Here is a 25954-nt window from a genome sequence, read left to right as displayed (position 1 = left end):
GAGTTAGAAGAGATGACGTCTCCACTGTTAGAAATGATTGATATCAATAAAACCTTCTCAGGAGTGAAAGCCATAAAGACTGCAAGCTTCGATGTGAAAGAGGGAGAGGTTCATGCTCTGTTGGGGGCGAATGGTGCAGGTAAAAGCACGCTGATGAAGATTTTATCAGGAGCCTATGTGCAGGACAGCGGAGACATCATCCTTCACTCTGAGAAAAGAGACTATCAATCTCCGAAAGAAGCGAAGGAGCATGGCATTCATTGCGTATACCAGGAAGTGGACACGGCCATTGTCCCTGAACTATCTGTAGCGGAAAATATCGTCCTTGATCGGTTCTCACAAAAAGGCTCCTTCTTTATTACAAAGAAGTCATTAAAGAAAGAAGCGTTGGAGGCACTCAGACGCATCGGGGCAGAAGCAATCCCCCTCGGGCAGCCTGCGTCACATTTAAGTCTCGCTGAAAAGCAGCTGGTGCTCATTGCCAGGAGCCTGCTTCAAAAAGCGAAAATATTGATTTTAGATGAACCAACGGCACCATTGAGTTCATCTGAGACGGAAAAATTATTCCGTGTCATAGAAGATTTAAAGAAAGAGAGAGTAGGGATCATCTTCATCTCTCACAGACTCCCTGAAGTATTTGAGCTTTCGGATCGCATTACAGTCATGAGAGACGGAGAGACCATTGGAACGTACGAAACCCACTATACCACCTCCCAGAAAATCATTGAAGCCATGCTTGGAGGAACATATAGAGAAGAGTTTCAGAAAAGAAGGCTGCCAATTGGTGAAACACTTTACGAAGTGAAAGGGCTGGGAGATGGACAAAAGGTAAAGGATATCCATTTATCCGTAAAAGCAAGTGAAGTAGTCGGAGTGGTAGGACTTGTGGGAGCGGGAAAAACCGAGCTTGCCAAAGCCTTATTTGGAGCATCTCAGGTAGAATCGGGTGACCATTTTCTGAAAGGGAAGAAGCTCAGAATTCACTCTCCCCGGGATGCCGTTCAAAATGGTCTGGCACTTATACCTGAAGAAAGACGAAAAGAAGGGTTGTTCATTCATGAATCCGTGCAGCACAACCTTAGCTTCCCTTCTTTAAGAAAAGTTTCCAACTGGTTATGGATCAACGGACGCAAAGAACGTGAGCTGGCCCGTGAAAAAATCCGATCCCTGGGAATAAAAACCGCTCATGAAGGAATCCAGGCGAACTTTTTAAGTGGGGGAAATCAACAGAAGGTTTCAATCGGAAAGTGGCTTTCAGATGAAGCTTCGGTGTTTTTATTTGATGAACCGACGAAGGGTGTGGACGTGGGAGCGAAGAAGGAGATCTTCTCTCTGATTCAATCCCTTGCAGAAAAAGAGAAGGGCATTCTCTACTTTTCCTGTGAAATACAAGAAATCCTGGCGATCTCGGACCGGATTCTCGTCATGTATGATGGCCGGATCGTCAAAGCACTGACAAAAGAAGAAGCAACTCAAGAACTCATATTGTTTTATGCTTCAGGAGGGATCCAAGCGCATGAAAGGCAAGATACTCGACTTACTATTTAAATACGGTGCCATCGTGTTGATGGCCGCAATTCTTATATTTTTCAGCTTATATAACCCATTTTTCTTCACATATGGAAATCTATCAGACATTCTCCGCTCAATTTCCATCGTCACATTGGTCGCCATCGGGGTTACCTTTACCCTTGTCGTGGATGGCTTTGACTTGTCAGTGGGTTCAACGGTTTCCCTGTCTACCGTTGTGACGGCTTCTTTGATGGTCTGGTATGAAGCTCCGTTGTGGATCGTGCTCCTTGTTCCATTGTTGGTGGGAGCGGGAGTCGGGTTATTCAATTCGCTATTGATCGTGAAGTTTGGAATTCCGGATTTGCTTGCTACACTAGGGGCCATGTATATCATTTCAGGTGTCCATCGGACGTATACAGAAGGATACTCGATCTACAATAATATGCCGATGACAACTGGTGGGACAGCACCTGGGGAATTTTCCGAAGCCTTCCTCTGGATCGGCCAGGGAAAGTGGCTTGGATTGCCGGTACCGGTATGGATCATGCTCGTGTTGGTCGGTATCGTCTATGTAATCATGCATTTCACGAGATGGGGACGCGTTTTGTACATGACAGGAGGTAACGCGGAAGCGTCTCGCTTATCAGGTGTCAGAGTGACGCGGGTGAAATTGATTGCCTACGTTCTCTCAGGTATATTCGCATCGATTGGAGGAATCCTGTTCACGGCCCGGGTCGGATCAGGACAGATGGATGCCGGTGCCCCGCTCCTGATGGAAGCAGTCGCCGCTGTGTTTGTCGGCTTTTCCGTCTTGGGTGCAGGAAAACCGAATATCCTCGGAACCTTCTTTGGGGCAGCCTTGATAGGAGTCCTCCTGAATGGATTGACGATGATGAATCTACCATACTATGCATTTGAAATAATTAAAGGAAGCGTACTGGTATTGGCATTGGCAGTGACGTATGTGCATGCCAGGAAGGTGCGTGGGGCTTGAATTTGTTGTGGGGAGAGGGCCTTTTAATGGTGCCTCTCTTTTTTTTGTGAAAATCAACCTTTGGTGCCACATGGAATCCAGTAGAAATGTGTATGGGAAAGGTTATCGACCGTTATCGGAATTTATCAACCTTCATATCGTTTTATCAACCGTTCTTTCATTATATCAACCTTATTTTCAAGATATCGATCGTTCTACAATGAACGACAACTTTCGCGGAGTGCGTCTATCAGAACATATCATTAAAAAACCCGTCCCCCAACCAGGAACGGGCCTATCTTCTACTCCTCAAACTCCTCCAACATCTCACGGATCACAAACCCAAGGGCAAAATAAAGATAAAGGGCCGCCATGCTGGAAGGAAAGCTCACCCGCTCACCGATCTCATCGCCTGGAAGCATGCCCTTGATCACTTTCGTATCTAAATGAACATCGGCTAAGTCCACCAGATTCTCTTCATTCTCTTCACCCTCTACCAACCCAGAGACTGCCGCGAATGGGACACCTTCATCAGCCAGTTTTTTCCCTAACTCCACGGCATCCTCATCAGTTGAAAAACGGCTGACGACTAATACTCGATCAGCTTCCGTCAGCGGGATGGAACCATTGTATCTTTTAGCGGAAGGAAGAGGTTCAGCTCCAAACAAGGCCTCGGCTGTGACAGCTTCCATTTCCCCGTAGCCCTTAATATAGATATTTCCTTGTCCGATGGCGGCTTGAGCCAGCAGGCGGGCACCGTCTTCGATTTCGAATTCCTGCTTATCATAAATGCGTTTGAACAGTCCAGTTAACTGTGTCGTGAACATTTTTATCATGGAATAAACTCTCCTTATATATTTGCTTCGACATTTGTCATCGTAACGCTTATTATAAAGGGGAAAAAGGTCTTAAGTAAAATCTTGATTAGAAGCAGGATTTTTTACAGTAAAAAGAGAATTAGTAATAAATATACAATTATTAGTCGGTTATTTAGCTCAGTAATACATAATTTACTTTAATACGAAGGGGATTGAGACGGATGAACGAGAAAATTCTTATTGTAGACGATCAATTTGGTATTAGGATTCTATTAAATGAAGTGTTACAAAAGGAAGGCTACCAAACATTTCAGGCAGCGAACGGAATCCAGGCGCTTGAAATTGTAGATCAGCATTCCCCTGATTTGGTTTTGCTGGATATGAAAATTCCGGGTATGGATGGGATCGAAATTTTGAAGAGAATGAAGCAGAAGGATGCAGATATCCGCGTCATTATTATGACTGCGTACGGGGAACTGGACATGATTCAGGAAGCAAAGGATCTGGGAGCGCTTACTCACTTTGCGAAACCGTTTGATATCGACGACATCAGGCAGGCTGTGAAACAATATATTCCAGCTTGATAGTATTATTTGAATAGTGAAAATAGTAGTATTTTTATCAATTCGCCTCTGCAGTTGGTAAAATCAATTCTGTTTTGGTATGATACAAGTGAAATTGTAAACAATGTCACATGGTGCTATAAATAACACCGCCATTTCTACTAGAATGGTTCACTGACTGAATAAAAGGAGGAAATTACTATGCCTTTAGTTTCAATGAAAGACATGCTAATTCAAGCAAAAGAAAACAGCTATGCGGTAGGTCAATTCAACCTGAATAACCTTGAGTTCACTCAAGCGATCCTACAAGCTGCTGAAGAAGAAAAATCACCTGTCATTCTTGGTGTTTCTGAAGGGGCAGCACGTTACATGAGCGGCTTCAAAACAGTTGTGAAAATGGTTGAAGGTCTTATGGAAGACTTAAACGTCACAGTACCTGTGGCTATTCACTTAGACCATGGTTCAAGCTATGACAAATGTAAAGAAGCAATCGATGCAGGTTTCACTTCTGTCATGATCGACGCTTCTCACGGTCCTTTCGAGGAAAACATTGAAATCACTTCTAAAGTGGTTGAATATGCCCACTCTAAAGGTGTTTCTGTTGAAGCTGAGCTTGGAACTGTTGGTGGGCAAGAGGATGACGTAGTAGCAGATGGCGTTATTTATGCAGATCCTAAAGAGTGTCAAGAATTGGTAGAGCGTACTGGTATCGATACACTAGCTCCTGCACTTGGTTCTGTTCACGGTCCTTACAAAGGTGAACCGAATCTTGGATTCAAAGAAATGGAAGAAATCGGTGCAGCGACTGGAGTACCTCTAGTACTTCACGGTGGTACTGGAATTCCGACAAAAGACATCCAAAAAGCGATCTCTTACGGAACAGCTAAAATCAACGTAAACACTGAAAACCAAATTGCTTCTGCTAAAGCGGTACGTGAAGTACTTGCAGCTGACACAGAAGTATATGATCCACGTAAATACATGGGTCCTGCCCGTGAAGCGATCAAAGCGACAGTTGCTGGCAAAATGCGCGAATTTGGTTCTTCTAACCAAGCTAAATAAATAGGTAATGTTTGGAAAGTCCTTTGTGTTAGATTACAGGCTTTCCGAATGTGGTAGAAATAGAATGAAGCTGTAGGATGGGACTGGCACCAGGAAAGGGTTGATACCTTTTTGGGTCAGTCCCTTCCGTTCATTAGAAGATGATTGAAAATTTTGTCGAAAATGGGGTAGAGAAAATGAAGTTTTTCATAGATACAGCAAACATGAGTGAAATTCAAGAAGCATTTGAATGGGGTATTCTTTCAGGAGTCACAACGAATCCGTCGCTTGTAGCGAAAGAAAAAAATGTAACATTTGAAGATCGTTTAAAAGAAATCACAGATTTAGTCCCAGGTTCTGTAAGCGCTGAAGTTATCGCGACAGACGCTGAAGGAATGATCAAAGAGGGAAGGGAGCTTGCAAAGATCGCGCCTAACATTACGGTTAAGCTTCCGATGACGCCGGATGGCTTGAGAGCGACATCTACTTTTGCTAAAGAAGGAATTAAGACAAATGTGACGCTGATTTTCAGTGCGAACCAGGCGCTTTTAGCGGCTCGTGCTGGTGCGACGTATGTTTCGCCTTTTTTAGGAAGATTAGATGATATCGGCCACGATGGTCTTGAGCTTGTTTCAAAAATCGCCGAAATCTTTGCGATTCACGGCCTGGAAACAGAAATCATTGCGGCATCGACCCGTCATCCACAACATATTACAGAAGCTGCCTTAAGAGGGGCACATATTGCGACAGTGCCTTTGAAAGTATTGAAGCAATTGTTCCAGCATCCCCTTACGGATAAAGGAATCGATGCATTCCTGAATGATTGGAACAACCGCTAAACTTAAGTCAATTGGTCCAACGAGAAAAAAATTCGTAAGTTCTATACATGTTTTGACGAAATATGTATAAACTAGTAGACAATACTTCTTAGAACGTCTTCTTTTGGAAAAATAATCCTTTTTGTTTTTGGTGTGCGGAGTCTGACAGCCAATGGGGCTTCCTCATCAATGAACAGTGGAAGGGAGTTTAATATGGAAAAGCTAAAAATTGCAGGAGGTTATCCCCTTGAAGGAACCATTAAAGTCAGTGGGGCCAAAAATAGTGCGGTAGCCTTGATCCCGGCAACCATTCTTGCTGATTCACCAGTCACAATCGAAGGGTTACCAGACATCTCTGATGTGCGGACACTGAAAGATCTATTAGAAGAGATCGGTGGATCCGTCAACTTGGAAGATGGGGATATGAGTGTAGATCCAAGTCAAATGGTGTCCATGCCTTTACCGAGCGGGAAGGTGAAAAAGCTTCGTGCCTCTTATTATTTAATGGGAGCGATGCTTGGACGATTCAAAAAAGCAGTCATCGGATTACCGGGTGGATGTCACCTTGGTCCACGTCCGATTGACCAGCATATTAAAGGCTTCGAAGCTCTCGGAGCAGAAGTGACGAATGAACAGGGTGCGATTTATTTGCGTGCCGAAGAATTAAGGGGTGCCCGTATTTACCTGGACGTCGTCAGTGTAGGAGCAACGATCAACATCATGCTTGCCGCTGTACGTGCAAAAGGCAGAACGATCATTGAAAATGCGGCAAAAGAACCTGAGATCATTGACGTAGCTACATTACTAAGTAATATGGGTGCGAAGATCAAAGGGGCAGGAACCGATGTGATCCGCATTGATGGTGTGGACGAGCTTCACGGCTGCCGTCACACAATCATTCCTGACCGTATTGAAGCGGGAACGTTCATGATCCTTGCAGCAGCAGTCGGTAAAGGCGTACTCGTTGACAACGTTATCCCATTACATATGGAATCAGTCATCGCCAAGCTTCGTGAAATGGACGTACCCGTTGAAACAAACGACGACCAGATCTACATCGGAAGAGCGGACAAGCTCAAATCCGTTGATGTGAAAACATTGGTGTATCCAGGATTCCCAACAGATCTGCAGCAGCCGTTCACCACGTTATTGAACCGGGCAGAAGGTTCTGCTGTCGTAACGGATACCATCTATTCAGCCCGCTTCAAGCATATCGATGAACTGAGAAGAATGAATGCGACGATCAAGGTGGAAGGTCGCTCGGCCATCGTCAATGGACCTGTACAATTACAAGGTGCCAAAGTGAAAGCAAGTGACCTGCGAGCAGGAGCGGCTCTTGTCATCGCCGGCTTAATGGCAGAAGGTGTGACAGAAGTAACCGGCCTAGAGCATATCGATCGCGGATACAGCGACCTCGTTGCCAAACTCGAAGGCCTTGGAGCGACAATCTGGCGTGAAAAGATGTCTGCGGAAGAATTGGAGCAAATGAAGTCGTAGTTTCTTAAAGTTGTACTATTGTAAAGATGATTTTTTTCCATTAGGAGTAATGGTAAAACATTTAAAACTAAGTTGATTGGAACGGAAGGGTGCTCGACTCCTGCGGGAGAAGCGGGACAGGTGAGACCCCGCAGGCGAAGCCGAGGAGGCTCACCGCCCGCCCCGCGGAAAGCGAGCACCCTGGAGTGGAAATCAACCATTACTCGCTTTTTGTTAATTTCCTTAAATATTTCCAATATGACCAGTTCTTTTTCGACTGAATGAACCATTGTGTCCTACTTTTTTCGAAAAAAAGTCTCTCTAAACGCTTCAATGTGTTACAATAAATCTGTAAATATGTTATACAATTAAAGAATATTGTAAAACAAAAGGGAATACGGGAGGCTATATACATGGAAAGAAGTTTATCAATGGAGCTTGTTCGAGTAACAGAAGGGGCTGCCCTTGCATCAGCACGCTGGATGGGTCGCGGTAAGAAGGATGAAGCAGATGATGCTGCAACCTCTGCCATGCGCGATGTATTCGATACAGTACCGATGAAGGGAACAGTTGTTATCGGTGAAGGTGAAATGGATGAAGCTCCAATGCTTTACATCGGTGAGAAACTAGGGACAGGCTATGGCCCACGTGTAGATGTGGCCGTCGATCCGTTGGAAGGAACGAATATCGTTGCTTCCGGAGGCTGGAATGCACTGGCGGTGTTAGCGGTGGCAGACCACGGAAACCTACTGAACGCACCGGATATGTATATGGATAAAATCGCAGTAGGACCAGAAGCGGTTGGGGAAATTGATATCAATGCTTCTGTTATCGATAATCTGAAAGCCGTTGCAAAAGCAAAGAACAAGGACATCGAAGACGTAGTTGCAACCGTCTTAAATCGTCCTCGACACGAGCATATCATCCAGCAGCTGAGAGAAGCTGGAGCCCGTATCAAACTGATCAATGATGGTGACGTAGCAGGAGCTATGAACACAGCATTCGATCATACAGGTGTCGATATATTATTCGGATCCGGTGGGGCTCCAGAGGGAGTACTTGCTGCCGTTGCGCTGAAATGCTTAGGTGGAGAAATTCAAGGAAAGCTTTTACCACAGAACGATGCCGAACTGCAACGCTGTATCAGCATGGGGCTGGATGTGGACAAGATCCTTCGAATGGAAGACCTCGTATGCGGTGACGATGCGATCTTTGCGGCAACAGGTGTAACGGATGGTGAACTGTTAAGAGGTGTTCAGCTTAAAGGGACATACGGATTGACTCATTCTGTCGTTATGCGTGCGAAGTCTGGGACCGTTCGCTTCATAGACGGCCGCCACAGTCTTCAGAAAAAGCCAAACCTGGTCATGAGATAATAAATAGATATAAGTAACACAGAGAGAGAAACCAACTCTTCTTAATAAGAGATGAGGGATGGGCAGAGTGTCTTACCATTTCTGCCCATGACCACTCTTATCACTCACTTTTTTTCTTCATAGGTGAAAAAATGCTGCCTATCTACAAAATTACCTTCCTTTTTTTACCCAGTCATTGATTCTTGATTAAAAGTATGGTTACAATAGATAAGGTTTTATCTTCAGCATTTTTTCTATTAGTTTATGCTTCAACATATTTCTTCATTTTTAGAAAAATCTACCCATATTTGGCTCTTTTCTAAAAGATAGATATTTATTTGTGAAAGAGATTAAAAGTAAGTTGATTGTAGCGGAAGGTGCTCAACTCACGCCCCGCGGAAAGCGAGCATCCTGTAGCGGAAATCAACCTCTACTCTCTCGTGAAAAATAACAACAAAGTTTTATTTTAAGGTAGGACAAATTAATAAAGCGTGGTGTCATGATGGAAGAGTTAACAATCTCTAGCTTAGAAAATATGAAGCTTAAAGAGCTTTACGAGCTAGCCAAACAATACAAAGTTTCTTATTATAGTAAATTAACAAAAAAAGAATTGATTTTCGCTATCCTTAAAGTTCGTGCAGAACAAGAAGGCTTCTTCTTTATGGAAGGTGTTCTTGAAATCATCCAATCAGAGGGCTTCGGTTTCTTACGACCGATCAACTATTCTCCAAGCTCTGAGGATATTTATATTTCTGCTTCACAGATCCGCCGTTTCGATCTTCGTAACGGGGATAAGGTATCGGGAAAAGTGCGCCCTCCGAAGGAAAACGAGCGCTATTTCGGACTGCTTCATGTTGAAATGGTCAATGGAGAAGAGCCGGAATCTGCGAAAGAACGTGTCCATTTCCCTGGTTTGACGCCTTTATATCCTGACCGTCAAATGAAACTTGAGACAACTCCAAACAAAATCTCAACGCGTATCATGGATCTTATAGCGCCTGTCGGTTTTGGACAACGTGGATTAGTCGTAGCGCCACCTAAAGCAGGTAAGACGATGCTGATCAAAGAAATCGCGAACTCGATCACAACGAATCATCCTGAAGCGGAATTAATCATTCTTCTGATCGATGAGCGTCCAGAGGAAGTAACGGATATCGAACGTTCGGTAGAAGCAGAAGTCGTAAGCTCTACCTTCGATGAGGTGCCGGAAAACCACATCAAAGTGGCAGAACTTGTTCTTGAGCGCGCTATGCGTTTAGTGGAGCACAAGCGTGATGTCATTATCCTGATGGATAGTATCACTCGTTTGGCACGTGCTTATAACCTGGTCATCCCGCCAAGTGGACGAACTCTTTCCGGAGGTATTGACCCTGCTGCATTCCACCGTCCAAAGCGATTCTTTGGTGCTGCACGTAACATTGAAGAAGGCGGAAGCTTAACGGTTCTCGCAACAGCGTTAGTGGATACAGGATCCCGTATGGACGATGTGATATATGAAGAGTTCAAAGGAACAGGGAACTTAGAACTTCATCTTGATCGTTCTCTTGCTGAAAGACGTATCTTCCCGGCCATCGACATCCGTCGTTCCGGAACACGTCGAGAAGAACTTCTTATCAAACCGGATCATCTTGAAAAGCTATGGGCGATCCGTAAAGCGATGTCCGATCAGCCTGATTTCGCTGAAAAGCTTATGCGCAAGCTGAAGCAATCGAAGACGAATGAAGAGTTTTTCAACGTATTGACAGAAGAGTCGAAGAAGCGTTAATCTAATAATCGAATGATTTTTTGAGGAGAGTTATGTCTGTAACTTCCAATTTTACAGGTTGCAAATATCACTTGTCCTTGTTATAATAGTGTCAATGTGTTTTAAAAAATGGATGTGGTAAGGGGCTGGCTATAACTCTCATGCTTATGCTCATATCACATATATCTTCGTAATAAATTACTCTGTTTCAGATGATTCAGGGCGGAAGGAGATGAAAGAAATGAAATCAGGAATTCATCCTAAGTACAACACGATCAAAGTTAGCTGTGCTTGCGGTAACGAATTTGAAACTGGTTCTGTAGCGGAAGAAATGCGCGTTGAGGTATGTTCTGAATGCCATCCATTCTACACAGGACGTCAGAAATTCGCTGACGCTGGTGGACGTGTTGACCGTTTCAACAAAAAATACGGTCTTAAAAATCAACAACAATAATGAAGAGCTGGAAGACCATTTCGAATTTCTTTGTGCGTAAGGCATAAACGAATGAGATTGGCACTTCTCTTCTATTAGAAAAACAGGCAAGGATCTTCATGCTTGCCTGTTTTTTATTCTCTTTAAAGCAAATGGTTGAAGAAATAGAGGCAGTTCCAATTGAGCTGTGCCTCTTTTTTTCTGCCAAATTACTGAATTCTGAGCATTTTTCCCGTACATAAAGGAATGCTTTATACTAAAGAGTGGTCCGTTTTCACTAACAGTCAGACTGTTTTATTATAGAATATTGCATAAGGAAGGAGAGGCGCTTTCGTGTATGTCATGAAACAAACGGGTTGGGTAGAAGTCATTTGCGGCAGCATGTTCTCAGGAAAATCCGAGGAACTGATCCGCCGGGTAAGACGCACTCAATTTGCTAAACAGGAAATTGCTGTGTATAAGCCAAAACTAGATAATCGCTATAGTGATGAGTCGGTTGTATCTCATAATGGTACCTCTGTCATCGCCAAAGCAGTCGAGGGTTCACATGTGATCCTTGATGACCTGAATCCAGAGGTGGATGTCGTTGCTATTGATGAGGTTCAATTTTTTGACGAAGGCATTGTAGAGGTCGTTCAAAAATTAGCAAACAGTGGATATCGTGTCATCATAGCAGGACTTGATCAGGATTTCCGCGGAGAACCATTCGGTCCAATGCCGGACTTAATGTCCATTGCCGAACAAGTGACAAAACTTCAAGCCGTTTGTGCAGTATGCGGCTCTCCCGCAAGTCGAACACAACGATTAATCAATGGCGAACCAGCTTGCTACGATGATCCCGTCATCCTGGTGGGTGCATCTGAAGCCTATGAGCCAAGATGCCGTCATCACCATGAAGTTCCCACTGGAATGAGCGTTACACCTGATATGGTGAAGGAAGTATAAATATGTAAATGAAAAGTCCCAGTTTGGGGCTTTTTTTCTTTCTGGTTATGGCCATTTGCCGAGCCTTATAAGTAATGAACAACCACCCTGACTTTTGTATGAATAAGCGCTTTCCTGTGGGAAATCCTAAAAAGCAGGAGGTGTGAAAGTATGAAAAAATTAGTATTAGTTTTATCCTTTACAGTATTCTTCATTTTAATCACCGCGTGTGGAGTGAATCAGGAATCCGAATTCGGTATGCACGAGGATCAAAATGGGACCCGATTCATTGATAATCGAAATGATGATAGGAATGATCGTCAAGATAGAAGCGTCAGAAACACGACAAATGAAAACCCGAACTTCCCTAACCTGACGAACTCACCAGGCACAACATCGACGACAATTGGTGTGTATGAAGATAAAGCACGTGAGGTTGTGAGGGAGTATTCCAACTTCGAACCAGATGAAGTGTGGATCAATGGCGAACAAATGTGGGTGACGGCCCATACTCAAAATGAAATGAGTATGGCTGAGACGGATAAAGAAGAAGCGATGTTAAAAGAGAGATTAGAAAAAGCCATTCCAAGGTACAATGTAAATGTGAAAATCACCGAAAGATAAAAAAGTGCAAGCAGGTCTGGATGCTGATCTGCTTGCCTTCTACATAAAATCCACTCGTTTCTGCCTTCTGCTTATTCCCGATCCTCCTTGTGTTTACATACACCATATAATATAATTAGACTGTTATGGACTAAAATTGAGGTGAATAGCTGTGTTCGATCGTTTACAAGCAGTGGAAGATCGCTATGATAAGTTAAATGAGCTATTGAGTGATCCAGAAATTGTGAATGACCCAAAGAAGCTAAGAGATTATTCGAAAGAGCAATCAGACATCCAAGCAACGGTAGAAGCATATCGAGAATATAAAGAACTTACTGGGCAGTATAAAGACGCTAAGGCGATGCTGGATGATAAGCTTGATGCTGATATGCGTGAAATGGTGAAAGAAGAAGTTTCAGAGCTTGAAGAGCAGATTGAAGCTCTCGAAGCTCGTCTGAAAATATTATTGATCCCGAAAGACCCGAACGATGATAAGAACGTAATCATGGAGGTCCGTGGTGCTGCGGGTGGAGATGAAGCAGCACTGTTTGCAGGTGATTTATACCGTATGTACAGCCGCTATGCAGAATCACAAGGTTGGAAGACCGAAGTGATGGAAGCGAACTCGACTGGCGTTGGTGGATATAAAGAAATCATCTTTATGATCAACGGAAATGGCGCATTCTCCAAAATGAAATACGAAAACGGGGCACACCGTGTGCAACGTGTACCTGAAACCGAATCCGGCGGACGTATTCATACGTCGACCGCAACGGTTGCCTGTCTGCCGGAAGCAGAAGAAGTCGAAGTGGATATTCACGACAAAGATATCCGTGTCGATACCTTCGCATCCAGTGGCCCGGGAGGACAAAGTGTTAATACAACCATGTCTGCTGTGCGTCTGACTCACATGCCGACAGGTGTAGTCGTTTCATGTCAGGATGAAAAGTCGCAGATCAAGAACAAAGAGAAAGCAATGAAAGTATTGCGTGCCCGCGTTTACGATAAATTCCAACGTGAAGTTCAAGCCGAATACGATGCAAACCGTAAATCAGCCGTTGGTACAGGTGACCGTTCCGAACGTATCCGTACGTACAATTTCCCACAAAACCGCGTCACGGATCATCGTATCGGATTGACGATTCAAAAGCTTGACCAAATTCTTGAAGGGAAGATGGATGAAGTCATCGATGCGTTAATCATCGAGGATCAATCCAAACTTCTTGAGAGACTGGAAGAATAGTGACGACTGTTACCATATTTGAAGCCCTAAAATGGGCTTCTTCTTTTTTAGTCGAAAATGGCCGTGATGAAAATGTGGGAGAAATCTATTTGCGGCATTTAGTAGGGATGTCCCGTTCCCAACTGTTGGCTGAACAGCGGAGGTCCGTCCCTCAAGAAAAGTGGGAAGAATTCCAGGATGGGATTAGCCGGCATGTTGGTGGAGTGCCGATTCAGCATATTATTGGAATGGAGGAGTTTTATGGTCGGGAGTTTGTGGTGAATGAGCATGTGCTGATTCCGAGACCTGAAACAGAAGAACTGATCTATTATGGATTGAAGAAAATGAGGGGTCTGTTTAGTGTTGGGGACACTCCTTTGCAAGCTGCTGATGTTGGAACGGGTAGTGGAGCGATTGCTATTACGTTGAAGCTTGAGGCGGATCGTTTGCCTCTAGATATGATGGCTGTGGATATTTCTCGTGAAGCGCTGGCTGTTGCCTGTGAAAATAGTGAGAGACTCGGTGCGGAGGTTCGCTTTTTTGAAGGGAACTTACTGCAGTCTTTAATTGAAGAAGGCGTGAAACTCGATATCCTTTTATCGAATCCACCATATATTCCCCTGACAGATCGTGAAACGCTATCAGATGTAGTCGTTGATCATGAGCCTGAACTCGCTTTGTTTGGCGGGGAAGATGGCTATGATTTGTACAAGAGATTTATGGATGAACTGCCGTTGGTCATGAAGGAAAAATGTATGATCGGTTTCGAAGTGGGAATCGGACAGGGCGAGACGGTGGCTGACTTACTTCGGGATACATTTCCTGATGCAGAAGTGGAAGTTGTCCATGATATCAACGGGAAAGATCGAATGGTGTTTTGCGAGAGAAAATAAAGATGTTGGCCCTCGATTCGTGTGATCGGGGGTGTTTTTTTGTGGAAAATGAAATGTTTGGAATGAATTCGTGAGTTTTTAGGTTGGCTGGAGTGCGAATGGAGTAAATTTGGAGGATCATTATTGATCGATTTTCCTCGCCGTCACATTTATTTTCAACTTTCGCCCTTTTATTTTCAAAAATAGAGTTTTATTTTCAAAACAGAGTTCAGCATATTTTCCTAACAAAAATGTTATTTTACTAGTTTAAGATTTCCCCTTTTTGACTAGACTGTTTTACTGAGGGGGAGAGGAAATGAAAACAAAACATACGGTTTTATTGTATATCTTGATTCTATCATTAGGAACGATTCTAAGTTTATATATACCGAAGCAGGAACTGGCGGCTCAGGAGACGATGGTGATTCCGGAAGAAGCGATTCGACTGCGGATTCTGGCAAATAGTGATTTGGAGCAGGACCAAAATGTGAAAAGACTCGTTCGTGATGAAGTGAATAAAGAGATTACGAATTGGGTGGCGACTCTTACATCGCAGGATGAAGCGAAAAAAGTGATTCAAGCAGGCTTGCCACAGCTACAGGAGATTGCAGAACAGGTTGTCGCTGAGCAAGGCTTGGAACAATCAGTAAAAATTGATTTCGGAAAAGTTGAGTTCCCTACTAAATTATATGGTCAGTATTTGTACCCTGCAGGAGAGTATGAAGCGGTGTTGATCACACTGGGTGCAGGAGAAGGAGCAAACTGGTGGTGTGTTCTTTATCCTCCTCTATGCTTCCTTGATTTCTCGACTGGAAATGCAGTAAGAAGCCCTGGATTTGAAACGAAAGTGGAAGCGAGTGGGAATGAGGTTACTGAAGTGGATCCAGAAGATGAAGTTGATGAAACTCCAGAAATGGATTTAAGTACTGAAGCAGTAGAAACGCAATCTCCTGAAGTCGTCAAGGAAGATGTTATTGCCTATAAAGACGTCGAGATGGAAACAGTGGAAGCGGCAGCGACGGAAGAAACAGTAGTTGTTGAAGAGCCTAAGAAAGAAGCACTTCCTGAGGTTGAAACGGCGTCAGTACAAGAACAGCCAGTCTTTGTTGAAGAAGGAGAGGAGGAAGAAGTAGAAGTTCGATTCTTCGTAGTCGATTTTTTCAAAGGATTATTCAATAAGTAAAACGTAGAGCTTCATCCACCTGAGATGGAGCTTTTTTATGTTCGAAGGAAATCTATCGTTCTAGTATTTTTCACAACAACTTGTTCTATTCTCTTTTTCCCCTCATACATTAACATTAAGGGATGATAGAAAAGGGAGGATGAATTTTGATGTTAAAAGTGATTCGCCAAGCAACACAGGAAGATATCCATGAAGTTGTCGCCTTCTTAATGAAAGCAGGATTAAGCACAGAAGGCATTAAAAATAGTATTGATTGTTTTTTAGTAGTGGAAGACTCAGACAACCAGTTAATTGGGACTCTCGGTATTGAGATCCAAGAGAAGATCGGGCTTCTTCGCTCCCTCGTTGTGACTTCATCTTTTGAAAGTGAAGAATTGTTTGCTCTTTTCCAAGAAATATTAAAATTGGCGAAAGAAAAAGAACTTACGCGTCTTTACTTGATCTCCAATCGAAAAGCATCGCTGAACTTCTTTGACCTGCTAGGTTTTCAACAGGAAAATGAGCCTTTTGTGGATGAGTTGCAGAAGTTTGTTCACGCTCAAAAGTTATCCACTGTGGATAACTGTATTACGATGAGGCTTGACCTTTAGGTTGATATGAGGGGTTTCGACAAATTCCAACTAGAAGAAATTATTTTCCGATAGTAGTCTGTTAGTAGGCTGAATCATTTTTATTGAGAAATGATTCAGTTTTTTTATGTGTAAAATTCGAACAAATACGTTAGGTGCCAGTCACTAACGTAAATATCTCTTTTTTCAGAATTATTCACACAATCCACAGGTTTATCCACAGTTTGTAGATTACTATTCACGTTTTGTGGACAATACTTGAGAATTTGTGGGGTTTCTTTTATACTTTCAAAAGAGTAAAGTAGTTGAACGCTTGTTAATTCTGTATCTATACACAGAAATGAGTGTTGATAATAGAAGGTGGATGACGGAAATGATGAAACATTGGATTGTGGAAAGTGATGTGGATAATTATGAAAGTTATCCACAAATTGTGGATGTCGCGAAGATTCTTCAACAGAATGAAGTGGTGGCATTCCCGACAGAGACGGTTTATGGTCTGGGTGCCAATGCAAAATCGGATACAGCCGTGGAGAAAATCTTCGAAGCGAAGGGAAGACCATCGGATAATCCACTGATTGTCCACATATCAAGTTTAGATCAGTTGGAAGAATTGGTGGAGGATATTCCTGAGGATGCAGCGAAACTTGTAGATGCTTTTTGGCCGGGTCCTTTAACGATTATATTTAAAAATAAGGAAAACGTATTATCTGAAAAGGTAACAGCGGGATTACCGAGTGTGGGGATCCGGATGCCAGATCACCCAGTTGCCTTGGCAATCATTGAAGCTTCTGGACTCCCGATTGCGGCCCCTAGTGCGAACCGTTCAGGAAAACCAAGTCCAACAACGGCTCAGCATGTCATCGACGATTTGGGAGGCCTGATTGCAGGGGTGGTCGATGGAGGCGAAACGGGTATAGGTGTGGAATCGACAGTAGTGGATTGTACTGGACCAAGCCCGTTTGTTTTACGTCCCGGAGGAGTCACGATAGAACAGCTGGAAGAAGTTGTCGGTAGAGTGGATGTGGATTCTTCTTTAAAAGAAGGAAAGGGGGCTCCGAAATCCCCTGGCATGAAATATACGCACTACGCACCTGATGCTCCTGTGTATTTAGTTGATGGTACAAGGGCAGATCTTCAGAAATTAGTAGATAACAAAAAAGCAGAGGGTCTCAAAGTGGGTGTGTTAACAACGGAAGAATTCATGGATGATTTCCAGGCAGACGTCATTCTCTCGGTTGGTAGGAGAGAGGACCTTTCAACAGTCGCTCGAAATCTTTACGATACGCTGCGTGCTTTTAATAAAAATGATGTTGATATTATTTTTGCCGAAAGGTTTCCTGAGGAAGGGGTCGGACTGGCGATTATGAACCGGCTTCAGAAAGCTGCCGGGTACCGGGTGATAAAAGGATAATGGTTACCCCTATGGTTTGAAAGAACTGTAGGGGTTTTTTGTTTGAGTCAATAATGCCCAATCTTCAAACCCAATTATCATTCTATTTCCCTTTGGACGTGCATAAATTTGTTCTGTAGGCATGTCCGGAGGGGGAAAAAACAAAAATGACAACGATTATTGGAGAACTGATTACCTTGATGTTAATGGCATTTGCTCTTGGGATGGATGCCTTTTCAATCGGGATCGGGATGGGTATGTTTCAGCTGAGATTAAAGCAAATTTTTTATATAGGCTTGGTCGTCGGGATCTTTCATGTCTGGATGCCCATGCTCGGGATGATGACGGGGAAATTTTTATCAGAAACGTTCGGTGCCTTTGCAGGGTATGCCGGTGGGCTCCTTTTGATTGTATTAGGAATACAAATGTTCATGTCCAGCTTTAAAGAAGAGGAGACGACGCTCATTTCTCCAGTAGGATTTGGTTTAGTGCTCTTTGCTTTGAGTGTAAGCCTGGATAGCTTTTCCGTTGGATTGACCTTAGGGATATTCGGCGCCAGGACAGCGGTTGCCCTTTTCTGTTTTGGAATAGCGGCGACGGTGTTGACATGGGCGGGTTTATTCATTGGCCGAAAATTTCAGGGGGTGCTCGGGACATATAGTGAGGCACTTGGGGGAAGTATTTTGTTTGCATTTGGGATTAAGCTGCTGCTGCCGTTGTGAAAAGGAGGGTGGCCTGGAGGTTGCGATTTAGTTGAGGAAGGTCCGTCCCTCTTGGGTGGGCTTTTTTAATTGTCCAGCTCCGGCGGCTTAGAGGCTCGAGGTTATAAGTCAAGCCGACCAATAAGGCAAAGAGCGCCTTTCCGGTTGGTTCGTCTTATGCTTGTCGAAAAGCCCTTTATGTTTCTTTTTGAATGGACTATTGCGGGATTGGAAAATATTTTATAATAGGTTATAAGGAGGTTGACGTGATGAATATTTTATTTGTTTGTACGGGAAATACGTGCCGAAGTCCTATGGCAGAGGCGGTTTTGAAGCATAAGGGTGCAGAGAGGTTTGAAGTGAAATCTGCAGGCGTTTTTGCCATGGACGGAAGTGATGCTTCATTTCAGACTAAAGAAGTGCTGAAAGAGAACGATATAATACATAGACACCAATCAAGTTCGCTCTCAAAGGAGAACTTGGATTGGGCTTCCTATATTTTCACGATGACTTCGAATCATAAGCGGGCAATTGTGGATCAGTATCCACATGTGGCGGACAAAATTTTCACATTGAAAGAGTTTGTCCATGAAGATCCTGCAGATTTGGATGTTTCGGATCCGTACGGAGGCAGTGTGGACATCTATAGACATACATACAGAGAGTTGGATTCATTGATTGAGGAGTTAATTAAAAAGCTGGGTTGAGACAGGGAGAGAGAAAGAATGGGGAAAGAGAGAAGCTACAAATCGGGTCTTAGAAAGAAATTGGTCTTCTTTATCACGCTTCTTGCCGTGGTGACGTATTCCACAAGTGCACTTTTTATTTATTTTATCAAACCTACTTTTGCACCTGAAATGAACGAACTTTTGTTTACGAGCATGACTCTGGGGATGGGAGTGTTCTGGTCGGGTGTGCTTGCCTTTTTTGCAGCGGGATTCATCGTCAAACCTCTTCAGCGTTTGGAACAGGCTGCGTTAAAAGCGGCTGAAGGGGACATAGCTGTGGAAGTGGATGTGCCGAAGTCAGATGATGAAATCCGGTCACTCGCATTGGCCTTCAATCGCATGCTGCATAACTTGCGAGACATGGTGTCCTGTATCGACGAAAATTTCACCAAAACAAATTCGAATGTGATCGAGCTTTCGAAAGCATCGGAATCAGCTTCCATACAAGCTGATTCCATTTCCAAAACGATCAGCGAAATTTCAGCAGGTGCCGAAAGTTCGGCGATGGCGATTCAAACGACGGCTGAATCTGTTGAGGACGTGATCCGGATCGCACAGGAAGTACAGAATCACTCCAAATCATCAGAACAAATGTCCAAGCATATGGTGACGGAGCTTCAAGGAAGCAAGGAAGTCATTCATTCCCTGGTAGAAGGCATCACCCGACTTGCAAGAGGAAATGAAGATTCCTTAGACGCCGTTCGCCGATTGGAAGACAACGCGAAAAAAGTGGAACAGATCATTCAATTGGTCGGGGATATCGCGAATCAGACCAATCTTCTCGCTTTAAATGCTTCCATTGAAGCAGCACGTGCAGGAGAGCACGGTAAGGGATTTGCAGTTGTTGCCGAGGAAGTCCGCAAACTGGCAGATGAAAGCGGCAAAGCAGTTCAAGGGATTTCGGACCTCATCAAGAACATTCAAACTGAGGTTGGAAATGTGGTTGGACAGATCACAACTCAAGTTGACTCTGCAAATTCTGAAGTGAAAAAAGGAACACAGACAAATGAGATGATCGAAACGATGACGAAAACGATTCATGAAGTAGCGGATGCGGTTCAAAATATATCCGTGCTTGTAGATCAGCAAATGGACAGTATTCAATTGACTTCCCAGCAATCACAAGAAGTCGCTGCCATTTCAGAAGAGACATCGGCAGGTGCAGTGGAAGTGTCAGCCTCCACTAAAGAACAAGCGGCTGTGATGGGTGATGTAGAAAAGTTGGCATTGAATCTGAAAGAGCAGGCAGAATCATTGAAAGGTACGATTACGCGTTTTCATCTGTAAAATAGACGGACATGAGGGACGGACCTCATGTCCGATTTTTTTGTTGACTGGCTTTCGGCACTTCCCCACAAAAAAGAATCCGAAAAACTTTATATAATCAAGAGTGTGTGGCAAAATAAAACGTATCAAAGGCTATAGGGAGTGGGATTAATTATGAAAATTGCAATTGCATCCGATCACGGAGGGGTAAATATCCGGGAAGAAATAAAATCACTACTGGAAGATCTAGGCCTCGAATATGAGGATTTCGGTTGTGAGTGTGGAACATCCGTTGACTATCCGGACTATGCAGTGCCTGTTGCGGAAAAGGTAGCCAGCGGTGAATTCGATCGTGGCATCCTGATTTGTGGTACGGGAATCGGTATGAGCATTTCAGCTAATAAGGTCAAGGGAATCCGCTGCGCCCTTGTACATGATGTATTCAGTGCGAAAGCAACACGTGAGCATAATGACAGCAATATGTTAGCTATGGGTGAGCGTGTGATTGGACCTGGACTTGCCCGTGAAATCGCGAAACAATGGCTAGTGACAGAATTCGAAGGTGGCCGCCATGCCAACCGTGTAGGGAAAATCACGGCATACGAAGACAAACAATAGGAAGTGGATTTCATGGAAATCGCACAATTGAAGGAAGAACTGCAAAAGATCCTGCAAGATTTCACCAAACAGGTTCCAATGAAAAAAGGACAAGTGTTTGTTGTAGGCTGTTCAACATCAGAGGTGATGGGGGAGCGGATCGGAACATCAGGAACCATTGAAGTAGCAGAAATGATTTTTGATGAGTTAAAAGGCTGGGCAGATTCCATTGGTGTTTCACTTGCTTTTCAATGTTGCGAGCACTTAAATCGTGCCATCGTTTTGGAAAGAGATGTTGCTAAAAGAAAAGCCCTGGATGAAGTCACGGTCATTCCTGTGCGAAAAGCAGGAGGAGCGATGGCGACTCAAGCGTACCAATCCTTTAAAGAACCCGTCATGGTCGAACATATAAAAGGCGACGCCGGCATCGACATCGGGGATACCTTCATCGGCATGCACCTGAAACACGTAGTCGTCCCGATCAGGGTATCACAGAAAACCCTCGGCCAAGCCCACGTCACACTAGCCAAAACCAGACCAAAACTCATCGGAGGAATCAGAGCCGTATACGAATAGAATCATCAATATGAAGAAGGTCCGTTTCTCTTGTTTGAGGGACGGACCTTTATTTAGGTATTGTCTTAAATCGAGGTGTAAATCCCGAACTATAAAGGGAGAGATGGAGAATATGATTATGTTAAAGGTGAGTGAGGGACAAGGAGAGAGGACAATAAATTATCAACACATGTTTACCTTCATTCGACAAGGATAGACATAATGCTACTTTGGGGAGCGTGAAAGAGAGCGGTGAAGATGTTTGTGAATAATATCACACGAGGTCCGTCCCTCTAAATACACTCTAAACACGAACATTACGTTTTGACTAGAGGTTTTTATTTCGCGTTTTGCTGAATCGTGTTAGAATGAGAGTGAATGAATCAATGAGGCACCTAGAGCAGTTGGGCCTATGAATTAAAGGGGGATATGTATGAGTAAGATTGCCAAGCAAGATCCGGAAATTTATGCAGCGATTCAAGATGAATTAGAGCGTCAACGAACAAAAATCGAGTTAATTGCATCTGAGAACTTTGTCAGTGAAGCGGTTATGGAAGCACAAGGCTCCGTTCTGACAAACAAGTATGCAGAAGGGTACCCAGGTCGTCGCTATTATGGTGGCTGTGAGCATGTGGACGTAGCTGAGAATTTGGCTCGCGATCGTGCGAAGGAACTATTTGGAGCAGAACATGTAAACGTTCAGCCTCATTCAGGAGCACAAGCCAATATGGCAGTCTACTTCACGATCCTCGAACAAGGTGATACGGTTCTTGGAATGAACTTATCTCATGGTGGACATCTGACTCACGGAAGTGCCGTCAACTTCAGTGGAATTCAATATAACTTCGTAGAGTATGGTGTGGACGAAGAGAAGCACCTGATCAATTACGAAGATGTTAGACAAAAAGCGTTAGAGCACAAGCCGAAGCTGATCGTAGCTGGAGCGAGTGCATACCCAAGAGCGATCGACTTCGCTAAATTCCGCGAAATCGCAGACGAAGTGGGAGCCTACCTAATGGTGGATATGGCTCACATCGCTGGTCTTGTAGCAGCCGGTCTTCACCAGAACCCGGTTCCTTATGCAGACTTCGTGACAACAACGACTCACAAAACATTGCGTGGACCTCGTGGTGGTATGATCCTATGCAGAGAAGAATTTGCAAAGAAAATAGACAAGTCTATTTTCCCTGGAATTCAAGGTGGCCCGCTTATGCACGTGATCTCAGCTAAAGCTGTTGCTTTCGGTGAAGCGCTGCAGGATTCTTTCAAAGACTATGCACAGAGCATCATCGACAATGCGAACCGTTTAGGTGAAGGTCTTGTAAAAGAAGGAATCAATCTTGTATCAGGGGGATCTGATAACCATCTATTACTAATCGACCTGCGTTCACTAGGACTGACTGGTAAAATTGCAGAGAAAGTGCTTGATGAAATCGGGATTACCGTTAATAAAAACACGATTCCATTCGATCCTGAAAGTCCATTCGTAACAAGCGGTGTCCGTATCGGAACGGCAGCTGTTACATCCAGAGGGTTCGGGCTCGAAGACATGGACGAAATTGCTTCCATCATGGCGTTGACTCTTAAGAATCATGAAGACGAAGCTAAATTGGAAGAAGCACGCAAACGTGTCATCGACCTTACAAGCAAATTTGAATTATATCCTGAAAGATAATAGATGACCTCTTCACCAGGGACGGACCTCCCTGGTGGAGAGGTTTTTTTGATGTGGAATTAGTAGAGAAGTAGATTTTTAAACATTTAGTTGTCGATTATAAAGCGATTTTGAGTAGATTCCAGCCGATTCAGGCATTCATCCGGCCGATTAACATAATTAACCAAAACCCAACACATTCACTGCAGCTTACACATCCTTTCCCACACTACTCATCTCAATTCTAACGATTCCATTACACTTCCCATCTCATGTTGCTCTTAAATTGTCTTTTATGTACAATAGTCTGAGGTGTAAAGGAAGTAGACAAACTATTTTTACATAAAATCGAAATTAAAGGAGAGAGTCGAATGGGCAAAGTATATGTATTTGATCATCCGTTAATCCAACACAAATTAACGTTTATTCGTGATAAAGAAACAGGTACGAAGGAATTTCGTGAGCTTGTTGATGAAGTAGCGACATTGATGGCGTTTGAAATCACTCGTGATTTACCGTTAGAGGATATTGATGTGGAAACACCAGTAAGCAACGCCAAGGCCAAGACACTTGCAGGGAAAAAATTAGGGATCGTTCCTATTCTGCGAGCAGGATTGGGAATGGTCGACGGAATTCTTAAACTGATCCCGGCTGCAAAAGTAGGACATGTTGGTTTATACCGTGACCCGGAGACTCTTAAACCGATTGAATATTACGTAAAGCTTCCAAGTGATGTGGAAGAGCGTGACTTCATCCTGGTTGATCCAATGCTTGCAACAGGAGGATCTGCTGTGGAAGCCATCAACTCATTAAAGAAGCGTGGTGCTGTAAGCATCAAGTTCATGTGCCTCGTTGCTTGTCCTGAAGGGGTAGACGCAATCAAGGAAGCGCACCCTGACGTTGATATCTTCATCGCGGCTCTTGATGAGAAGTTGAATGAAAAAGGTTACATCGTTCCTGGTTTAGGGGATGCTGGAGATCGTTTATACGGTACGAAATAAGAAAGGCAGGGGCATAAAATGACGAAACCAATCAAGGTAATGACGATTTTTGGAACAAGACCGGAAGCCATCAAGATGGCACCTCTCGTTCTGGAATTAAAGAAATACCCGGAAAATTTTGACACGATTGTAACCGTTACAGCTCAGCACCGTGAAATGTTGGATCAGGTTTTAAATATATTTGATATTACTCCTGATTACGACTTGAACATTATGAAAGATCGCCAGACATTAATTGATGTAACAACTCGTGGGTTAGAAGGACTGGACAAGGTGATGAAGGAAGCGAAGCCTGATATCGTCCTTGTTCATGGTGATACAACGACAACATTTGTTGCCAGCCTGGCAGCGTTCTATAACCAGATTTCAGTTGGGCATGTGGAAGCTGGGTTAAGAACATGGAATAAATATTCACCGTTTCCTGAGGAAATGAATCGTCAGCTAACTGGTGTAATGGCAGATCTTCATTTTGCACCTACTGAAAAATCATCCCAAAATCTTCTCAATGAAAGTAAAAAAGAAGAAGGGATTTTCATTACAGGTAATACAGCAATTGATGCGTTGAAAACAACTGTAAAAGATGAGTACCATCATGATGTATTGGAGAAGGTTGGGGACGACCGATTAGTCTTATTGACTGCTCACCGTCGTGAAAATCTTGGACAACCAATGAGAAACATGTTCCGTGCAATTAAGCGATTAGTAGAAGAGCATGATGATATTCAGGTGGTATACCCGGTACACTTAAATCCGGCTGTTCGTGAAGTAGCGGATGAAGTATTGGGAGATGACAAGCGAATTCACCTGATTGAGCCGCTGGATGTGATCGATTTCCATAACTTCGCATCCAGAGCACACTTGATCTTAACGGATTCAGGTGGTGTTCAAGAAGAGGCTCCTTCATTAGGGGTCCCTGTCCTTGTCCTTCGTGATACCACTGAGCGTCCTGAAGGAATTGAAGCAGGAACACTGAAGCTTGCTGGAAACGAAGAAGAAAACATTTACAAGCTTGCTAAAGAGCTACTGACTAATTCAGATGCACACAACAAAATGTCAAAAGCAACAAATCCATATGGAGATGGACAAGCTTCTTACCGAATCACCCAAGCTATTCGATACCATTTCGGTCACCTGGATGAACGTCCTAAATCCTTCGATCCGAACGAATAAACAAATAACCTAAAGGTCCGTCCCTCACCAGATTCAAACTGATGAGGGACGGACCTTTGTCTTCTATGTAAAAAATATGGAAGTTTCTCAGTTGACTGGAAGTATTTACATTAAATTCAAGGGTTACTCATAAAAAGAATTTTCTATATAATGGAGGGGCGTGTGAAGATAGAATCTATGTATGAGCGAGACCACATTCTCCCTCCGCTTTTCGGCATGTCCAGCTCCGGCGGGTAGAGGCTCGAGGTCATAAGCTAAATTGACCAAAAAGGCAAAAGTCGCCTTTCCGGTCAGTTCATCTTATGCTTGTCGCCCCAGGGCGAGCCCCCTCCGCTTTTCTGTAAATGTGTTAAAAATGTGAACAATTTGGAAACGCGTGGATAGGTTGTGAACTTTTTAACTTGAACTCATTGACATAGATAATACCCTATTGTATGCTTACAAAGGGTATAAAATGATAAGGTTTTCACAAGGGTTGAACCCGTATGGAAACGGTTTTTCATCATTTGTACAGTGTCAACGATTTCCCACTAAATCACATGTGTGGAGATGAAAAAAATGCGTCAAAATGATCGGCGCCCGTATCAATCAATGGTCTTGTATTCTGCTATTCTTTCCCAGCTTGTTGGTTCTATCTTAATAGGGATCTTCGGCGGGAGATGGTTAGATGGAATATGGAGCACCACACCACTTTTCTTAATTATTGGACTACTCCTTGGGCTCGCAACAGGAATCTACACCATGCTCCGTACAGTCCAACATTTCAATTCGGGAGATTAATGT

The 25954-nt window shown here is 43.6% G+C and carries 26 protein-coding genes; 25 read left to right on the top strand and 1 reads right to left on the bottom strand.

Going from position 1 to position 25954, the window contains the following annotated elements:
- The first annotated feature begins 12 nt into the window (after window positions 1–12).
- Window positions 13–1548: a sugar ABC transporter ATP-binding protein gene (locus ACYH0O_RS23975; RefSeq protein WP_482630615.1), complete on the top strand. Its 1536-nt coding sequence runs from the start codon at window positions 13–15 to the stop codon at window positions 1546–1548.
- On the top strand, window positions 1517–2506 hold the full coding sequence (locus tag ACYH0O_RS23970; protein ID WP_482630614.1) for an ABC transporter permease: 990 nt from the start codon (window positions 1517–1519) through the stop codon (window positions 2504–2506). The genes ACYH0O_RS23975 and ACYH0O_RS23970 overlap by 32 nt, the downstream gene beginning before the upstream one ends.
- A gap of 281 nt (window positions 2507–2787) precedes the next feature.
- Here the strand turns inward: ACYH0O_RS23970 and ACYH0O_RS23965 are convergent, their stop codons facing one another.
- Entirely contained in the window at window positions 2788–3321 is a 534-nt protein-coding gene (locus ACYH0O_RS23965) for a DUF2529 domain-containing protein (RefSeq protein ID WP_482630613.1), read from the bottom strand.
- Between the two features lie 203 nt (window positions 3322–3524).
- Between ACYH0O_RS23965 and ACYH0O_RS23960 the strand changes: the two genes are divergently transcribed.
- The 23 genes from ACYH0O_RS23960 to ACYH0O_RS23850 all read left to right on the top strand — a co-directional run bounded on the left by ACYH0O_RS23960 (window position 3525) and on the right by ACYH0O_RS23850 (window position 25951).
- On the top strand, window positions 3525–3887 hold the full coding sequence (locus tag ACYH0O_RS23960) for a response regulator (protein ID WP_148971206.1): 363 nt from the start codon (window positions 3525–3527) through the stop codon (window positions 3885–3887).
- Between the two features lie 180 nt (window positions 3888–4067).
- Entirely contained in the window at window positions 4068–4928 is an 861-nt protein-coding gene (gene fdaB, locus ACYH0O_RS23955) for a class IIb fructose-bisphosphate aldolase FdaB (protein ID WP_482630612.1), read from the top strand.
- 176 nt (window positions 4929–5104) lie between these two features.
- Window positions 5105–5746 carry a fructose-6-phosphate aldolase gene (gene fsa / locus ACYH0O_RS23950; protein ID WP_149154981.1) on the top strand — a complete coding sequence of 214 codons (642 nt, stop codon included), beginning with the start codon at window positions 5105–5107 and terminating at the stop codon, window positions 5744–5746.
- A gap of 192 nt (window positions 5747–5938) precedes the next feature.
- Window positions 5939–7222, top strand: coding sequence for a UDP-N-acetylglucosamine 1-carboxyvinyltransferase (locus ACYH0O_RS23945; RefSeq protein WP_482630611.1), 1284 nt, complete (start codon window positions 5939–5941; stop codon window positions 7220–7222).
- Between the two features lie 392 nt (window positions 7223–7614).
- Window positions 7615–8577, top strand: coding sequence for a class II fructose-bisphosphatase (glpX, locus tag ACYH0O_RS23940; RefSeq protein ID WP_034765120.1), 963 nt, complete (start codon window positions 7615–7617; stop codon window positions 8575–8577).
- Between the two features lie 481 nt (window positions 8578–9058).
- Window positions 9059–10321, top strand: coding sequence for a transcription termination factor Rho (rho, locus tag ACYH0O_RS23935; protein WP_044340561.1), 1263 nt, complete (start codon window positions 9059–9061; stop codon window positions 10319–10321).
- 220 nt (window positions 10322–10541) lie between these two features.
- Window positions 10542–10754 carry a 50S ribosomal protein L31 gene (gene rpmE / locus ACYH0O_RS23930; protein WP_034765123.1) on the top strand — a complete coding sequence of 71 codons (213 nt, stop codon included), beginning with the start codon at window positions 10542–10544 and terminating at the stop codon, window positions 10752–10754.
- A 312-nt stretch (window positions 10755–11066) separates the two neighbouring features.
- Window positions 11067–11678: a thymidine kinase gene (locus tag ACYH0O_RS23925; RefSeq protein ID WP_149154818.1), complete on the top strand. Its 612-nt coding sequence runs from the start codon at window positions 11067–11069 to the stop codon at window positions 11676–11678.
- Between the two features lie 150 nt (window positions 11679–11828).
- Window positions 11829–12281 carry a hypothetical protein gene (locus ACYH0O_RS23920; RefSeq protein WP_149154817.1) on the top strand — a complete coding sequence of 151 codons (453 nt, stop codon included), beginning with the start codon at window positions 11829–11831 and terminating at the stop codon, window positions 12279–12281.
- Between the two features lie 151 nt (window positions 12282–12432).
- Window positions 12433–13503 carry a peptide chain release factor 1 gene (gene prfA, locus ACYH0O_RS23915; RefSeq protein ID WP_148996332.1) on the top strand — a complete coding sequence of 357 codons (1071 nt, stop codon included), beginning with the start codon at window positions 12433–12435 and terminating at the stop codon, window positions 13501–13503.
- Window positions 13503–14375 (top strand): peptide chain release factor N(5)-glutamine methyltransferase, encoded by an 873-nt coding sequence (gene prmC, locus ACYH0O_RS23910; RefSeq protein WP_482630610.1) that lies wholly within the window; start codon window positions 13503–13505, stop codon window positions 14373–14375. Before prfA ends, prmC begins: the two co-directional genes overlap by 1 nt.
- Window positions 14376–14670: 295 nt before the next feature.
- Complete coding sequence (gene spoIIR / locus ACYH0O_RS23905; RefSeq protein WP_482630609.1) at window positions 14671–15537, top strand: stage II sporulation protein R; 867 nt, start codon at window positions 14671–14673, stop codon at window positions 15535–15537.
- A 146-nt stretch (window positions 15538–15683) separates the two neighbouring features.
- Window positions 15684–16127 carry a GNAT family N-acetyltransferase gene (locus ACYH0O_RS23900; RefSeq protein WP_482630608.1) on the top strand — a complete coding sequence of 148 codons (444 nt, stop codon included), beginning with the start codon at window positions 15684–15686 and terminating at the stop codon, window positions 16125–16127.
- Window positions 16128–16479: 352 nt separating this feature from the next.
- Window positions 16480–17520, top strand: coding sequence for an L-threonylcarbamoyladenylate synthase (locus tag ACYH0O_RS23895; protein ID WP_482630607.1), 1041 nt, complete (start codon window positions 16480–16482; stop codon window positions 17518–17520).
- Between the two features lie 146 nt (window positions 17521–17666).
- Window positions 17667–18221 carry a manganese efflux pump MntP gene (locus tag ACYH0O_RS23890; RefSeq protein ID WP_149154813.1) on the top strand — a complete coding sequence of 185 codons (555 nt, stop codon included), beginning with the start codon at window positions 17667–17669 and terminating at the stop codon, window positions 18219–18221.
- 248 nt (window positions 18222–18469) lie between these two features.
- Window positions 18470–18907 (top strand): low molecular weight protein arginine phosphatase, encoded by a 438-nt coding sequence (locus tag ACYH0O_RS23885; protein ID WP_316252582.1) that lies wholly within the window; start codon window positions 18470–18472, stop codon window positions 18905–18907.
- 18 nt (window positions 18908–18925) lie between these two features.
- Entirely contained in the window at window positions 18926–20215 is a 1290-nt protein-coding gene (locus ACYH0O_RS23880) for a methyl-accepting chemotaxis protein (RefSeq protein WP_482630606.1), read from the top strand.
- 153 nt (window positions 20216–20368) lie between these two features.
- Window positions 20369–20812 (top strand): ribose 5-phosphate isomerase B, encoded by a 444-nt coding sequence (rpiB, locus tag ACYH0O_RS23875; RefSeq protein ID WP_324745902.1) that lies wholly within the window; start codon window positions 20369–20371, stop codon window positions 20810–20812.
- Window positions 20813–20824: 12 nt separating this feature from the next.
- Window positions 20825–21367 (top strand): TIGR01440 family protein, encoded by a 543-nt coding sequence (locus ACYH0O_RS23870; protein WP_482630605.1) that lies wholly within the window; start codon window positions 20825–20827, stop codon window positions 21365–21367.
- A gap of 412 nt (window positions 21368–21779) precedes the next feature.
- Complete coding sequence (locus ACYH0O_RS23865) at window positions 21780–23021, top strand: serine hydroxymethyltransferase (RefSeq protein WP_482630604.1); 1242 nt, start codon at window positions 21780–21782, stop codon at window positions 23019–23021.
- A 350-nt stretch (window positions 23022–23371) separates the two neighbouring features.
- Window positions 23372–24001, top strand: coding sequence for a uracil phosphoribosyltransferase (gene upp / locus ACYH0O_RS23860; protein WP_034765147.1), 630 nt, complete (start codon window positions 23372–23374; stop codon window positions 23999–24001).
- 18 nt (window positions 24002–24019) lie between these two features.
- On the top strand, window positions 24020–25171 hold the full coding sequence (wecB, locus tag ACYH0O_RS23855) for a non-hydrolyzing UDP-N-acetylglucosamine 2-epimerase (protein ID WP_482630603.1): 1152 nt from the start codon (window positions 24020–24022) through the stop codon (window positions 25169–25171).
- Window positions 25172–25729: 558 nt separating this feature from the next.
- Window positions 25730–25951 (top strand): AtpZ/AtpI family protein, encoded by a 222-nt coding sequence (locus ACYH0O_RS23850; RefSeq protein ID WP_113969237.1) that lies wholly within the window; start codon window positions 25730–25732, stop codon window positions 25949–25951.
- Window positions 25952–25954: the final 3 nt, after the last annotated feature.

Source organism: Rossellomorea sp. H136, from assembly GCF_056838065.1.
The sequence above is the reverse complement of the archived record's forward strand: the minus strand, read 5'-3'. Positions and strand labels throughout refer to the sequence as shown.